This is a genomic window from Pseudomonas sp. LFS074, from assembly GCF_047978165.1.
Classification (GTDB): Bacteria; Pseudomonadota; Gammaproteobacteria; order Pseudomonadales; family Pseudomonadaceae; genus Aquipseudomonas; species Aquipseudomonas putida_P.
In genome coordinates this window covers 1,011,019-1,024,544 of the sequence record NZ_JBFPFV010000002.1, presented here as the reverse complement: position 1 = coordinate 1,024,544, position 13,526 = coordinate 1,011,019, and the positions used below count along the sequence as shown (strand labels likewise).

The following is a 13,526-nucleotide window of genomic DNA, read 5'->3' as shown; positions in this document are numbered from 1 at the left end:
GACAAAGGGACCCGGCGTGGCATGAAAGGCACTATCAGAAAGACTGGATTGGGTGATGCCCAGCGACGGGCGAATAGGTCTCCCCAGATTTGGGGCGTCCTCTTTAAGGAGAAGCTTCACGAAATTTCGGGAAGGTGGAGCGATATGCAAATCTGCACATCGTCTGATAGTGCCCCTGCCGGTCCCTCTTGGATCGGCCTTACGGGGCTCTCATAGATCAAACGATCAGGCAGTGAGCTTGATGTTGGTGATCATTGGGAAGGCGACAGTCTGGGTCTGGAGACCATCGGCAGTCAGCTTCACCTTGACCTTGCCGTTAGCCACGATGTCTACGACAGTCATGATCTCAATGTCCCATGCCTGATGGGCACCGTTGCGGGTTGCTTCGATCTTCCAAACGTTGCCGTCACGGCCTTCGCGATAGCTCAGCGATGTGAAGTGCTTCGGCAGCAGGAACAGGCCGTAATCAGTGCCACTGTAAGGCTGCACGGAGGCACCAATGAGGTCCTCAATGTCACCCACGCCAGCACGCTGAGCAGCACGCTCAAGCACCGCTACCAGAGACACAGGCAGCAGGACCACAAAGTCAGACAGCGAGGTGCCTACGGTCTGGTTGATGTGGGTCGTCAAGAGGTCAATGAGGTCCTCAGCGATCTCTACAGGCTTGCCGGTTGGCTTGGCCTCAGAAAACACTTCGGTGCTCGGAGCAGTCGAGAGGATGCCAGCGATCTTGCCCGCAGCGCTCAGTTCGATGTCACGCAGGATCTTGTCAGCGGTCTGAGCCAAAGAGCCCTCAGTGAAACCCGCCTGAATGTTGTGATCAAGGATGGTGGCACGGTGACTGATGACCAGAGCGGTATCGGTTGGCTCCGTGAAGATCACAGACCCGGCCAGGACTTCGCCTTTGCTGATGGTCTGGTTATCCCAGTTCTTGCGAGGGTCGAAGGTGACGGTACGGTCGGCCATCGCGATGATCTGCTGACCAGTTGCCTCCGCGCCAGCAGGACGGAACTCGCAAGGAGTCGCCTCCATGGCAGCCTCACGCCACTCATCACCGTTCAAGTAGTCCTCAGCGGCCTCTACGAGAGCCTGCACATAGACAGACGGATCGGTGGCCGCTTCGGTCTCGCTACGGACATCGGCAGTGTTGAAGCGAATAGACCCGCCCAGATGCTCACTACCATCGTTGATGATGGCGGTGGTGTAGGTGGACGGCTTTACGAATTGATTGATTGGTTTCATGGGAATGGGTCTCCTGAATAGATTAGTAGGGAAGTGATCGGGCAGGGTCTGGAGTTACCAGCCGTTGTTGCGAGAGCGAGCCGCTAAGATCTTCTGAGCGTGCGCACGATGGGCTGCTGCACGTTCCTCCTTATCGGCTTTCGCTTGGGCCAGTTCGCGAGGGGTTGGCTCACGGAGTCGCTCAGCGCGCTCATCGGCTTCTCGTTGGAGCTTTTCACGCTCTGCCTTCTGTACCCGCTTGGTCTCGAAGTAGGTCACGGCGTCCTCAGAGATGGCCTTGAGGGACAGACCGGCTTCGTCGAAGGCTTTGATCACTCCGAACTTAGCGCCGTTGTTCCGGCCACACTGGGCCATCAGCAAGGGCAGCATTACGTTCTCGACATACTCACGATTGAGGGTCTGGCCCGACACAGTTACTTCGTTCTTCAGGACTTTGGTGATGGTGATGTTCATTGGTTTGGATCTCCTATAGGCGACCCTTTGATCGACCTTGCGCCATAGACACGCGCACGACCAGACGGCCAAGGAGGGAGCCTCGTGGGCATCTTCAAGGTCGATCAAAAGGTTCTGGGTTTGGTTATTGGTGATGCTGGTCTATCAGGACATGGCAGCCTGAGAGGGCATCTGAAAGGAACAACCGTGGCGACGGTCGATGTAGCAGGGAGAGAATCTTTTATTGGGTTGAAGGTCTGTCCCAATAGTGAGGGGTTTTAAACGACACCTTGACAGGGCATCTTAAAGTCTGATCTTGATTGGGTCATTTCCGGCCATTGGGATACTCAAAGGCGTCTTAGCGAGAGCCTGAAGACTGACCCCAAGCGAGACCAGTTCGGAGACCCTTGAGGCCGTCCTTGGAGAGCCTTGAAAGGACACCTCTTTGATCAGAGCGTCAATGTCGAATGAGACAACTCCGTTCTCGTATGTCCTGTAGCTGGCTTTGCGGTCGTTGAGTAGGTTCTTAACGATGACCAATTGAGGACGGGAAGGCGTGGGGAAGACACGAGACAGTGTGATCAGGTCGTCTTCAGTGAGCGCATCGGTGGCTTGATAGATGGTCATGTTGTGTCTCCTTAATGATTTCTATGAGATGGATGAAAGGGAGGGGTGATTATTATCACTACCCCCTCTCTCTCTGAGGCTGGTCGATGCTCTGATCTCAAAGACGGTCGTTGAGGTTTTAATAGTATGCGGCATTTAATCAGAGCCGCCTTCCGCCCCCAGTGTCCGGAGGTCGTGGTGCAGCTTCGCGAGGTCTTCAGCGCTTGGCGGCTGCAACTGGTCTTCCCATTCACTGGGCCGTGTCGAATCCTTGAGGAATCCATAACGCATCTCGTGGGTCAGGCCATCGGGTCGGCTTTTGAGTAGGAACGGCATCGCCAACTCAATGGCTTTCACATAGCGTTGAGCCTGCCGAAGGCCAAGCCTGTATTGGGTCATTACGGTGGCCGCTGAGACGACTTCGAGTTCCGCAAGAATGGCTACAAGGCGCTTCACGGACAATGGCTTGGATGAACCGCCTACGCCGATGCCCCGGTCATGCCAGTCCAGCCTTGCGATGCCCTCAAGGATGTCCATAGCGAACGTTGGATACTGACCCCAGAACGTATGTGGGCCGATGAATCCATGGAAAAGATTGACGATGATCTTGGTGGGACGGCCTCGTCCGCGCTTCGGAATCGCGCACTGGGCGGTGTGGATGGCTTCTTGCTGGGCTGGGTCGTAGCTTGTCATTGGATCGGTCCTCAATCATCACCACGAAGCTGTGGCAATAGTGAGGGGTTTTAACGACACCGATCCTCAGACCCGCTTGCATTGCCGCTAAGGGCGTTCTAACTCACCACCGGGAAGTTGTCGGCAATATGCCCTAAGGCGTTCGATGTTGGAGACAACACAGGGCTTCTCGATACTCCATTGAAGTGGATAGAGCCAGTCGTAAAAAGCTTCGCACTGGTCGTTATCTTTTCCGGTGATTAAGTTTAAGAGTTCTTCGCCCTTTTGCATGGATATGGGCTGCATTGTCTCTTTGTCAAATATGTGAGCCGCGTAGCTATTCCTGAATTTGCAAATCTTTTTATTTTCGATGTCGGCAGCATCCTTGAAAATACCCGCTGTTTCTTCACGTGGTAGCGTGTTCAGGAACTTTCCGTATTTCTTCCTTAGCTCGTGTAGCTTAAAGAGCGTGAGAATGATCGAGTGATTGCATACTCGAATTTTGCCCATGGCCTGTCGAGTCGTAAGCCGGTCCTCCTTGAATTGACTGATAACCTCTCGGCCCATGCTCACGGCTGCCACTATGTCAATCATCTGGTCGGTAAGTAGCCATTTGATATAGTTTGCTTCGTTTGTAGTTTCCATATGTCTTCCTTGTCCTGACTACTGGAATTCTTTTGTGGCCATTGTAAACGCTTTCACCAGAGCCTCATGGAGGGTTCCCACTGGAATCCTTTGAGACCCTGCATACAGGTCGTATGTAATCGTCCCTGAGCTATGCCCAGTTATTCCCTGTGAGATGACCTCAGGGGTCGCAGCGGCCTTCAGAAGACCCGACAACGAGTGTCTCAGGGAGTGAAACGATTGGTCGCCCCCAGAGGCCAGCCCCAGAGGTTCCCTTAGAGCCTCATTGAGCGGCTTGTTGAAATAATGTTCCTTTGCCTTGAACAGACGGCCTTCGTTGGCGCTGACCCACTCAAGGAAGGTCTGAAGGGAGAACCCATAGGCCCCATCAACCAGAGGGACTTGTCTCACAGAGAAGCTATTCTTCAGGGTCTTGCCACCGTTCTCATCTTTGTTGATGTCGATAACGGTGATTCCGTCCACCTGCTTGATGTCCTCTTTGTTCAACTGGTAGATCTCGCCAATACGGGCACCTGTAAGAACCCCAAGGGACAACGCCCAGCGCTTCCAGTCGTCAATAGCCAGACCATTCGCGTGATCCATGATTGTGATCACCTGATCCTGAGTCAGGGGCTTGCGAGTGCTCTCAGCGCCTCGCTCAATCTTCAAGCCCTTATCAAAGGAGCGCTCAAGGAAACCGTTATTTACCGCCCAGCTCATCACCGTTGATAGCTGAGTTAGTAGCTTGTTGGATGTCAGAGGTTTGCGACCATCAATGATTTTCTCCTTGAGCGCCACCATATCGGCCCGAGTGTGGGTCTTGAGGTTCAAGTCTCCAAGGAGCCCGCTGAGGGTCCGGCAGGCTGACGTAACTGATTTGTGAGTGGTGGCGGTGACGTTGCCTTTGCGCTCAGCCAGATAGAGCCCTGAGAGGGTCTCAAAGGTTGTCGGCTCGCCAGACGGTAATACAGATAGGGACACAGGAGGGGCTACAGACGTGCCACAAGATAGCTCCCCGATGATCTCTGTGAGGTCCTGCGGACGACCCTCAAGACGCTCCTGAGCAGCCCTGAGCACTCGTTGACCCGTGCCTATGGCCCGTTGCTGGTTCACATTGAATCGACCAGTCGAGACAGCCTCAGCGAGGTGGTTGCTCATCTGGTCGTAAAGCTCCATGTAGAGGCCCCGTGAGTCCTCGCTATGGCCCTGTAGGGCGTCTTCAGCGATCTCCTTGAGGCGTTCCTTAAGGTCCTCCCACGAAGCCTCCGGGCGGTCGAGGTGGAAGACAGCCAGTGTCTTGAGGATGTCCTTGGAGAACTGCATAGCGGTCGGCCTATCGGTAGATCTTAGAGAGATGGTGAGACTACGGGCAGAGCAGCCCCGTGGACGGACCCTCAGGTAGTAGATCCCCGAGCGCCTGTAATGCCAGACAGAAAGGTCCTGAGCTGGTCGTTGGTGACAAGGCTGGTGACAGGCTGGTGACACTTGGCCCTGCACGGGCATAGCAATGCTGGAGGTCATGGTTAGGTAAGCCCTTGATATTCATGGGTTTACCACCAGTACTTCCCAAACATTTCCGGGTTGGCCCAGAACCTGGCGTTGAGCCAGTCCGGGACCTGCTTGTAGTCATGTAGATCATAGGTGAACAGGCTCAAAACCTGTTGGTCACGGCAGAATTTCTCGCTGGCTGACAGGGCCAGGGCGAAAAAGTCGGTGTCCTGCCAGCCGCAGGCGGCCAGGTCGGCCAGTACGGCAACCCGGCTGGCATTGAGGTTGCGAATGCCGCCGAGCAGCTCCAGGCCGGTGCGTTTGGGCAGGTGTTCCAGGCAGTCCACCAGTACCGCCAGGTCAAAGCGCTGGGCGGCCAGTTCGGCCGGCAGCGGGCCCGGGGCTGCGGTGGCGATAGTCACCTGCGGGTGCGCCTGGGCGAAGGCGTCCAGCGCCGGAAAGCGCGTGCCCACCAGCAGCAGGCGTTGTGGGGTGAAGCGCTCCAGCAGGGCTGCCAAAGCCTGCTGTGGGGTGCGTTGGGAAAAACCGTCGGTCATTGCCAATCCTCGTTCAAGTCGTCCAAGACTAGCGGGCCGCAGCGTGCGGGCAAAGAGGCATGTGCCTACGTCGTGGCTTATTGCTGGCAGGGATGGAATGGGCGGTCTTTACTCCCAGAGATCGGCCTTATGCCGATTCCCCCTAGGAGAAGCAATGAAATGAGCATAGTACGCACAGCGTTACCCCTGGTACTGCTCACCAGTGTGTTGACTGGTTGTGCAGGTTTGCAAAAAACCGACTGGCCGAAGTGTGCCGCCGTCGGGGGTGTAGGCGGCGCCGCTCTGGGCGCCATCGAGAGTTCCAGCTGGGCTGGCTGGGGCGCGTTGCTGGGCGGTGGCCTGGCGGCGGGCTATTGCTGGGCCCATGGCGATGGCGACGAGGATGGCGACGGCGTGCCGGACAGCCGTGACAAGTGCCCAGGCACCCCGCGTGGCGTGCAGGTCGATGCCAACGGATGCCCGCCAGAGCCGGCAGCGGTGGTCGAGGAAGTGGTGGTGCAGAAGGAAGAAGTCATCGTCATCCGCGATGTGCACTTCGAGTTCGATTCTGCGCGTCTGACCTCCAGCGACAAAGAGCGCCTCAATACCATTGCCACGCGCCTGAAGCAGGAAGCGCCATCTGCCCGGCTGAGCGTCAGCGGCCATACCGACAGTGTCGGCTCCGACAGCTACAACCAGAAACTGTCTGAGCGTCGCGCCCACTCGGTGACCGATTACCTGGTCGAGAGCGGTGTACCGCGCAGCAGCTTCGTTTCGGTGGTCGGTGCCGGTGAAACCCAACCGGTAGCTGACAATGCCACGGCCGAAGGGCGTGCCATGAACCGTCGTACCGAGATCAAGATCCAGCGGTGAAGCGGCGTGCGCCCGTGCCTTGAGCAGTGGCACGGGCGCGTCTTCATGCCGGTCAGCCGTTCGTGGCCAATGACACAGGAGCATTCAGCATGAGTGTGACGTCGAAGGCGGCATTGCCGCTGTTGGTGGCTGCCAGCCTGCTTGCGGGCTGCGCCACGCACAGCGATGGCAGCGCGCCACTCAACCAAAGGACCTGGCCCATCTGCAGCCTGCTGGGCGGCTTGGTCGGTGGTGGCCTGGGTGCCATCGAAAGTTCTACCTGGGCCGCCGGTGGCGGTGCCCTGGGCGCCATCGCCGGAGGGCTGATTTGCTATGCCCAGGACGGTGACGAAGACGGCGACGGTATTTTCGATCGCCGCGACCATTGCCCTGATACCCCGGCCAATACGGCGGTCGACCACATGGGCTGCCCGTTGAAGGAGTACCCTGCCGCGCCGCCGGCCACTGCGGCCGAACCCTCGCCCGAGGTGATCATCCTCGATGACAACGGCGCGGTGATGTTCGCCTTCGATTCCGCCGACCTGACGCCGGCGGCCCAGCAGCGCCTGCAAGGCCTGGTGGCGAAACTCGATTCACCAACCGTGGCCAAGGTCCGTGTGATCGGGCACACCGACAATGTGGGCTCCGACAGTTACAACCAGGCGCTCTCCGAACGCCGCGCCAGCAGCGTGGCCGAATACCTGATTGGCCAGGGCCTGGAGGCGGGCAAGGTCACCAGCCAGGGCCGTGGCGAAAGCGAGCCGGTCACCGACAACGAAACCGAGGAGGGCCGCGCGCGCAACCGACGGGTGGAGCTGCACCTCAACTGAGTGGTGCTGGCGCCTGCCTTGGCATTGCAGTTAATGTGGCGCGCACGGCCCGCTCGATCGGGGCGTCTCGACATAACAACAATCGATAGGGGCGGGGTATGAAGTTCATCCTGGGCCTGGGCAAGGTCCTGACGGTCGCTTTCTGGGGTGTGGTGTTGTTCAATCAGCTGATGCCACAACCCTTGCCCTTCAATCTGCTGATCAATGCCGCTGGTATTTTCCTGTTCGGCCTGCACCTGCTCGAAGTGCTGTTCTTCAATGGCAGCCTGCGTGGGCGCAGCCACCGCTGGTTCGACCGGTTGCAGATCCTGCTGACGGGTATCTTCCATGTCATGTCCATTCCCCGTGCGCAGGAGGCGCCGCGTAATGCGTAATCTGATGTTGCTGGCCATGTTGGCCGCTCCCCTTGCCCAGGCCGAAAGCCTGGAAGTCGCTGCCAATTCCATGTTGCGCCTGCCCGATAAGTCAGCCAGTGTGCACCTCACGCACCTGCGCGTCGCTGATGCGGCGACCCTGCTGTTGCCTGCCTCGCTCGCGGAACTGAAGGTCGACCAACTTGAACTGGGGCGTGATGCGCGTATCGCCATTGCACCTTCCGATAACCCGTTGCTGATAGAAGCGCGCAGCGCGCGGTTGGGCGAAGGCAGTGAATTCAGTGCACCGGGGGCAGCGGGCAGTTACCAGCGTGCAGCCCGTTCAGGCCGTAGCCTGGACCTGAAACTGGCTGAGCTGGATGCCGAGCGAGTAGCGATCGATGCCCGTGGCGGTGCTGGTGCGCCGGGCTATGTGGGCCTGGATGGTGCCAACGGCCAGGCCGGTGGCTGCACCTGGGGCCAGGCCAGCCGGGGTGCCAATGGTGATGATGGTGGCAACGGGCATGATGGTGCGCCGGGTGGGCGTATTCGCCTGAGCGTGCCGCAGGGCTTCCCGCAAGAGCGCATTGTCGTGCGACTGGATGGCGGTGCACCGGGTAAGCCAGGGGCGGCAGGCAAGGCGGGTAAAGGTGGGGCGAGCAAAGGGTGCCTGGTGTACAGCACCGATGCTGGGGCCAATGGGCGACCGGGCCAGCCGGGCCAGCCCGGCCTGGCGGGCGCTGCGGGTGAGCTGATTCTGCAGCCCCTTTGAGCCTCGCTGTCCCCTGTAGAAGTGGCCTTGTGTCGTGATGGGCCGCTCCTGCAGGGACCGCGTGAAACCTGTCAGATCATCAGGCGCGAACTGGCCACAGCCACCACGGCCAGGCCCAGCAGCAAGTTGATACCCACCATCCGCCGAATCCGCCCCAGCACCGCCGCACCCGTTGGCCAATCTTCGGCCAGCACCGCCGCCTTCAGTTCCGGCAGCAGCAACGCCTGAATGCGCATGAACAGGGCAAACATGGCGATCCCGCCACCGATCATCACCTGCACGTACTTAGGCGTGGTCTCGAAACCGCTGAAGCGCATGTGCAACATGCCGATACCACTTATCGCCAAGATTGCCACCGCCAGCCAGACCCAGCCGAAGAAACGTCGGAAAACTTCCACCCACAAGCGCAGGCGGGCAGGCCCTTCAAGGGCTGCAACCGTTGCCGGGCGTAGCACCAGCCAAGCGAAGAACATGCCGCCGACCCATACCAGGGCGGCTAGAACATGCAGTGTGTAGGGCAGGGCAAAGGCGAGCATCCGGATCTCCATGCGGCACAAAGGGCAATAGCGGGGTATGATAGCCGCCCCGTGTGAAACACTGAAAATATATCCAGCCCTCCGGGCGCCTGCAGACCATGATCAGCAACGAACTCAAAGCCACCATTCAGGGCGCCTATTCGCGTTTTCTCGAAGCCAAGAGCCTCAAGCCGCGCTACGGCCAGCGTCTGATGATCGCCGAAGTGGCCAAGGTGCTTGGCGACATTGCCTGCGACGATGAAGGCCGGCGTGCCGGTGAGCCTGCCGTGGTGGCCGTGGAAGCGGGCACCGGTACCGGCAAGACCGTGGCCTACAGCCTGGCCGCCATTCCGGCCGCCAAGGCCGCCGGCAAGCGCCTGGTGATAGCCACTGCCACCGTGGCCCTGCAGGAGCAGATCGTCTTCAAGGACCTGCCCGACCTGATGCGCAATAGCGGGCTCAACTTCAGCTTTGCCCTGGCCAAGGGCCGTGGCCGCTACCTGTGCCTGTCCAAGCTAGACATCCTGCTGCAGGAAGGCCATGCCCAGTCGGCCACCGCCCAGTTGTTCGAAGAAGAAGGCTTCCGTATCGAAGTCGACGAACGCAGCCAGAAGCTATTCAACAGCATGATCGAGAAGCTCGCCGGCAACCGCTGGGACGGTGACCGTGACAGTTGGCCCGAGGCCCTGGAAGACCAGGACTGGGCACGCCTGACCACCGACCACAGCCAGTGCACGGGCCGTCATTGCCCGAACTTCCAGCAGTGCGTGTTCTACAAGGCCCGCGAAGGCATGGGCAAGGTCGACGTGATCGTCACCAACCACGACATGGTCCTGGCCGACCTGGCCCTGGGCGGCGGTGCGGTATTGCCCGACCCGCGCGATACCATGTACGTGTTCGACGAAGGCCACCACCTGCCAGACAAGGCCATCGGCCACTTCGCCCATTATTCGCGGCTGCGTTCCACGGGCGACTGGCTTGAGCAGACGGCCAAGAACCTGACCAAGCTTCTGGCCCAGCACCCGCTGCCCGGTGACCTGGGCAAATACATCGAGCAGGTGCCGGAGCTGGCGCGGGAAGTGCGCACCCAACAACAGTTCATGTTCACGCTGTGCGAACAGGTGGCCGACTTCCGCCCCAGCGAGGACACCGAAGGCCGTGAGCGCCCGCGCTACCGTTTTGAGGGTGGGGTGGTGCCAGAACAGATTCGCGAGGTGGGCATCGAGTTGAAGAAGGGCTTCGCCCGCCTCAACGACCTGTTCACCCGCCTGGCCGACCTGCTCAAGGAAGGGATGGACGGTGAGGTGAGCATCGGCATTGCCAGCCACCAGGCCGAAGAATGGTATCCGCTGTTCGGCAGCCTGGTCACCCGTGCCCAGGGCAACTGGGAACTGTGGACGGCCTTTACCGCCGAAGACCCGGAAGACAGCCCGCCCATGGCCCGTTGGCTGACGTTGGCCGAAAGCGGTGCGATGTTCGACATCGAAGTCAACGCCAGCCCCATTCTTGCTGCCGAAATGCTCCGCCGCAGCCTGTGGAGCGTTGCCCATGGCGCCTTGGTAACGTCGGCGACGTTGACCGCGCTCGGCAAATTCGATCGCTTCCGCATGCGCTCGGGCTTGCCGCGCGATGCCGTCACCTGTGTGGTCCCCAGCCCGTTCGTGCATGGCGATGCCGGCCTGTTGCGGGTCCCGGACTTGCAGGCCGACCCACGCGATGCGGCGGCGCACACGGCGGCGATCATCCGCGAACTGCCGAACATCGTCGAAGATGCCCGTGGCGCGCTGGTGCTGTTCTCGTCACGCAAGCAGATGCAGGATGTGTTCGACGGCCTGGACCGCGACTGGCGTAAGCTGGTGCTGATCCAGGGCAACCTGTCCAAGCAGGAAACCCTGAACAAGCACAAGGCACGGGTCGACGATGGCCAGCACAGCGTGTTGTTCGGCCTGGCCAGCTTTGCCGAAGGTGTCGACCTGCCGGGTGCGTACTGCGAGCACGTGGTCATCGCCAAAATTCCCTTCTCCGTGCCCGACGACCCGGTGGAGGCTGCCTTGTCGGAGTGGATCGAGGCCCGCGGCGGCAACCCGTTCATGGAAATTGCCGTGCCGGACGCGTCGCTCAAGTTGATCCAGGCCTGTGGCCGCCTGCTGCGTACCGAGCAGGATCGCGGCGTCATCACCTTGCTCGATCGGCGTCTGGTCACCCAGCGTTACGGCAAGGCTATTCTCAATGCGCTGCCGCCGTTCCGGCGGGAGATTTCCTGAGCACCGGAGCACTTGCTCCGGCGCGTTGTCCATTACTCAGTCTTGGGCCATGACGGCCCTGAAGGAGAGCCCCAGCCTTATGGTCCGCCGTACCCTGCCCGCCGTTTTCGCCCTGTTGTTCAGCTCGCCCTTGCTGGCCGGGCAGCAGACGCTGTTCAGCTTCGTGCGCCCGGCCTCGGTGGTCAATGTGGTGACCGAGGATGCCGGCATGCCGCAGTACAACGCGGAGCAGACGGCCGAGGGCGAAGTGTTGCGGCGTGTGGTGTTCAACCCGGCCCAGCGGCCGACTTTGCGCCTGAGCCCGCAAGGCGGGGCGTGGGACTGGTCCGCCGGGCAGTTCCTGACCTTACGCCTGCAAAGTGCCATGGATTGGGCGCTGACCGTGGATGTCACGGTGCAAGGCAGCGATGGCCGCACCTTGACCAGCCGTATCGACCTGCCGGCCGGCCCCGCGCAAACCGTGATGGTGCCGCTGACAGCCAGTTCACCGTTGAACCAGGGCATGCGTGCCGGCCCGCCGATGCCCTGGAACTATGGCGGGCAGCGCCTGCTGCTGACCAGCAGCGCCGGGGCAGTCGACCTCAAGCAGGTGGCCTCGGTGAGCCTGAGCATTCCCAACCCCAAGGTCGCGCAAAACCTGCTGATCGAGCGAGTCGGCATTCAGGATGACGACCAGGCTTACAAGGCTGCCTACCATGAGCTGATCGATACCTATGGCCAGTCCACGCGCGGTAACTGGCCTGAGAAGGTTACCAATGACGAACAGCTCAAGGCAGCCGATACCCGTGAACAGCAACAGCTCAAGGGCTGGCTGACAGAGCGCGGCAAACAGCAGCTGGACCCTTACGGCGGCCTGTTGGCCGGGCCGGCGTTCGCCGCCAAAGGCTTCTTCCGCACCGAAAAGCGTGATGGCCGTTGGTACCTGGTAACGCCGGAAGGGCACCCCTTCTATTCCCTGGGGGTAAACGCCGTGGCGGCAGACGGCGGGCGTACCTATGTCGCTGGGCGTGAAGGCATGTTCAAGGCCCTGCCCGCTGAGGGCAATGCACTGGCCGCTTTCTATGGCGAGGGCAATAACGACGATGGCAATGCCTCGTCGCAAGGGCGCAATTTCAAACAGGGGCGCTGGTTCGACTTCTATGCTGCCAACCTTCAACGTACCTATGGCAAACCCTGCCCGCCCGCAGTGGAGGGCCAGCCCGCCAACTGCCCACCGCTGGCGCTGGATGCGGCCCGCTGGCAGACGCACGCGCTCGACCGCCTGCAGGCCTGGGGTTTCAACACCATCGGCAACTGGAGCGAGCCTGCCCTTGGTCAGGCCAGGCGCCTGCCATACACCGTGCCGCTGTCGATCGTGGGCGACTACGCCAGCATCAGTACCGGCATGGACTGGTGGGGCAGCATGCCCGATCCGTTTGACCCGCGTTTCGCCATGGCCACCGAGCGTGCAGTGGCCATTGCCGCCCGCGATCACCGTGACGACCCCTGGCTGATCGGTTACTTCGCCGATAACGAGTTGGCCTGGGCTGCTCCCGGAAGCGACCCCAAAGCCCGTTACGGCCTGGCCTACGGCACCTTGCGCTTGACCACCGACGTGCCGGCCAAGCGCGCATTCCTCAAGCAGTTGCGTGACAAGTATCGCAACCAGGAAGGGCTGTCCAAGGCCTGGGGCATCGAGCTGGCCGCCTGGGAACTGATGGAAGATCCAGGCTTCGAGGCGCCGTTGCCCAACCCGGAGCACCCGGAAATCGAACGTGATTACCAGCATTTCCAACAGGTATTTGCCGAGACCTACTTCAAGACCATTGCCGATTCGTTGAAGTGGCATGCGCCCAATCACCTGCTGTTGGGTGGCCGCTATGCCATCAGCACGCCAGAAGCGGTCAAAGCCTGTGCAGAGTTCTGCGATGTGCTCAGCTTCAATTTCTATACCCTCAAGCCTCAGGACGGTTACGACTTCGCTCGCCTGGCCGAGTTGGACAAGCCGGTGCTGGTGTCCGAGTTCCAGTTCGGCTCGCGCGATCGCGGGCCGTTCTGGCCGGGGCCGCTGGAGTTGGCGCGGGAAGAGGATCGCGGCCCGGCCTACGGCAACTTCCTCAAGGCCGCCCTGGCGCAACCGATGATCGTTGGCGCCCACTGGTTCCAGTACCTCGATCAGCCGGCCAGCGGTCGCCTGCTTGACGGCGAGAACGGTCACCTTGGACTGGTGGCCATCACCGATGTGCCGTACCCAGGGTTTGTTGACGCCGTGCGCAAAAGCAACCTGCAGGCCATGGGCCAATTGCGAGCGCTGCTGGAGAAACCGGCGCCCTGAGCGCCAGTTACCGTTCTTCGCGACCA

The 13,526-nt window shown here is 60.5% G+C and carries 15 protein-coding genes; 7 read left to right on the top strand and 8 right to left on the bottom strand.

The genetic code is table 11. The features are described 5' to 3' along the window. Positions 1-225: 225 nt before the first annotated feature. Together ACNQP3_RS22880 and ACNQP3_RS22875 are read right to left on the bottom strand one after the other, a co-directional pair. Positions 226-1,242, bottom strand: coding sequence for a hypothetical protein (locus ACNQP3_RS22880; protein WP_016488748.1), 1,017 nt, complete (start codon positions 1,240-1,242; stop codon positions 226-228). 54 nt (positions 1,243-1,296) lie between these two features. Continuing rightward, positions 1,297-1,695, bottom strand: a complete 399-nt coding sequence (locus ACNQP3_RS22875) for a hypothetical protein (protein ID WP_016488747.1) — start codon at positions 1,693-1,695, stop codon at positions 1,297-1,299. 84 nt (positions 1,696-1,779) lie between these two features. Here ACNQP3_RS22875 and ACNQP3_RS22870 point away from each other — a divergent pair, with 84 nt between their 5' ends. Beyond that, on the top strand, positions 1,780-1,956 hold the full coding sequence (locus ACNQP3_RS22870; RefSeq protein ID WP_186506734.1) for a hypothetical protein: 177 nt from the start codon (positions 1,780-1,782) through the stop codon (positions 1,954-1,956). Between the two features lie 21 nt (positions 1,957-1,977). On the opposite strand, the gene ACNQP3_RS22865 is transcribed toward ACNQP3_RS22870, so the two are convergent. The 5 genes from ACNQP3_RS22865 to ACNQP3_RS22845 all read right to left on the bottom strand — a co-directional run bounded on the left by ACNQP3_RS22865 (position 1,978) and on the right by ACNQP3_RS22845 (position 5,621). Further along, positions 1,978-2,301, bottom strand: a complete 324-nt coding sequence (locus tag ACNQP3_RS22865; protein WP_016488746.1) for a hypothetical protein — start codon at positions 2,299-2,301, stop codon at positions 1,978-1,980. 135 nt (positions 2,302-2,436) lie between these two features. Beyond that, the gene (locus ACNQP3_RS22860) at positions 2,437-2,973 is read right to left on the bottom strand and encodes a hypothetical protein (protein WP_016488745.1); all 537 of its coding nucleotides are present in this window, start codon (positions 2,971-2,973) and stop codon (positions 2,437-2,439) included. An 87-nt stretch (positions 2,974-3,060) separates the two neighbouring features. Continuing rightward, positions 3,061-3,597: a hypothetical protein gene (locus ACNQP3_RS22855; RefSeq protein WP_016488744.1), complete on the bottom strand. Its 537-nt coding sequence runs from the start codon at positions 3,595-3,597 to the stop codon at positions 3,061-3,063. Between the two features lie 18 nt (positions 3,598-3,615). Continuing rightward, positions 3,616-4,899 carry a site-specific integrase gene (locus tag ACNQP3_RS22850; RefSeq protein ID WP_016488743.1) on the bottom strand — a complete coding sequence of 428 codons (1,284 nt, stop codon included), beginning with the start codon at positions 4,897-4,899 and terminating at the stop codon, positions 3,616-3,618. Between the two features lie 227 nt (positions 4,900-5,126). Further along, positions 5,127-5,621 carry a DUF6231 family protein gene (locus tag ACNQP3_RS22845; protein WP_063422180.1) on the bottom strand — a complete coding sequence of 165 codons (495 nt, stop codon included), beginning with the start codon at positions 5,619-5,621 and terminating at the stop codon, positions 5,127-5,129. Between the two features lie 159 nt (positions 5,622-5,780). On the opposite strand from ACNQP3_RS22845, the gene ACNQP3_RS22840 reads away from it, so the two are divergent. From ACNQP3_RS22840 to ACNQP3_RS22825, 4 genes are all read left to right on the top strand, one after another. Next, a complete protein-coding gene (locus ACNQP3_RS22840) occupies positions 5,781-6,473 on the top strand; it encodes an OmpA family protein (protein ID WP_060493576.1) in 693 nt (230 codons plus the stop codon). Between the two features lie 89 nt (positions 6,474-6,562). Continuing rightward, on the top strand, positions 6,563-7,282 hold the full coding sequence (locus ACNQP3_RS22835) for an OmpA family protein (protein ID WP_060493575.1): 720 nt from the start codon (positions 6,563-6,565) through the stop codon (positions 7,280-7,282). Between the two features lie 98 nt (positions 7,283-7,380). Then, positions 7,381-7,656 (top strand): DUF1145 domain-containing protein, encoded by a 276-nt coding sequence (locus tag ACNQP3_RS22830; protein WP_012273852.1) that lies wholly within the window; start codon positions 7,381-7,383, stop codon positions 7,654-7,656. Further along, positions 7,649-8,407, top strand: a complete 759-nt coding sequence (locus ACNQP3_RS22825) for a hypothetical protein (protein WP_060493574.1) — start codon at positions 7,649-7,651, stop codon at positions 8,405-8,407. Before ACNQP3_RS22830 ends, ACNQP3_RS22825 begins: the two co-directional genes overlap by 8 nt. A 71-nt stretch (positions 8,408-8,478) precedes the next feature. Here the strand turns inward: ACNQP3_RS22825 and ACNQP3_RS22820 are convergent, their stop codons facing one another. Next, complete coding sequence (locus ACNQP3_RS22820; protein WP_264316489.1) at positions 8,479-8,943, bottom strand: CopD family protein; 465 nt, start codon at positions 8,941-8,943, stop codon at positions 8,479-8,481. A gap of 98 nt (positions 8,944-9,041) precedes the next feature. On the opposite strand from ACNQP3_RS22820, the gene dinG reads away from it, so the two are divergent. Further along, complete coding sequence (dinG, locus tag ACNQP3_RS22815) at positions 9,042-11,186, top strand: ATP-dependent DNA helicase DinG (protein ID WP_012273849.1); 2,145 nt, start codon at positions 9,042-9,044, stop codon at positions 11,184-11,186. A 79-nt stretch (positions 11,187-11,265) separates the two neighbouring features. Continuing rightward, positions 11,266-13,500: a beta-galactosidase gene (locus ACNQP3_RS22810; protein WP_012273848.1), complete on the top strand. Its 2,235-nt coding sequence runs from the start codon at positions 11,266-11,268 to the stop codon at positions 13,498-13,500. Positions 13,501-13,526 lie beyond the last annotated feature (26 nt).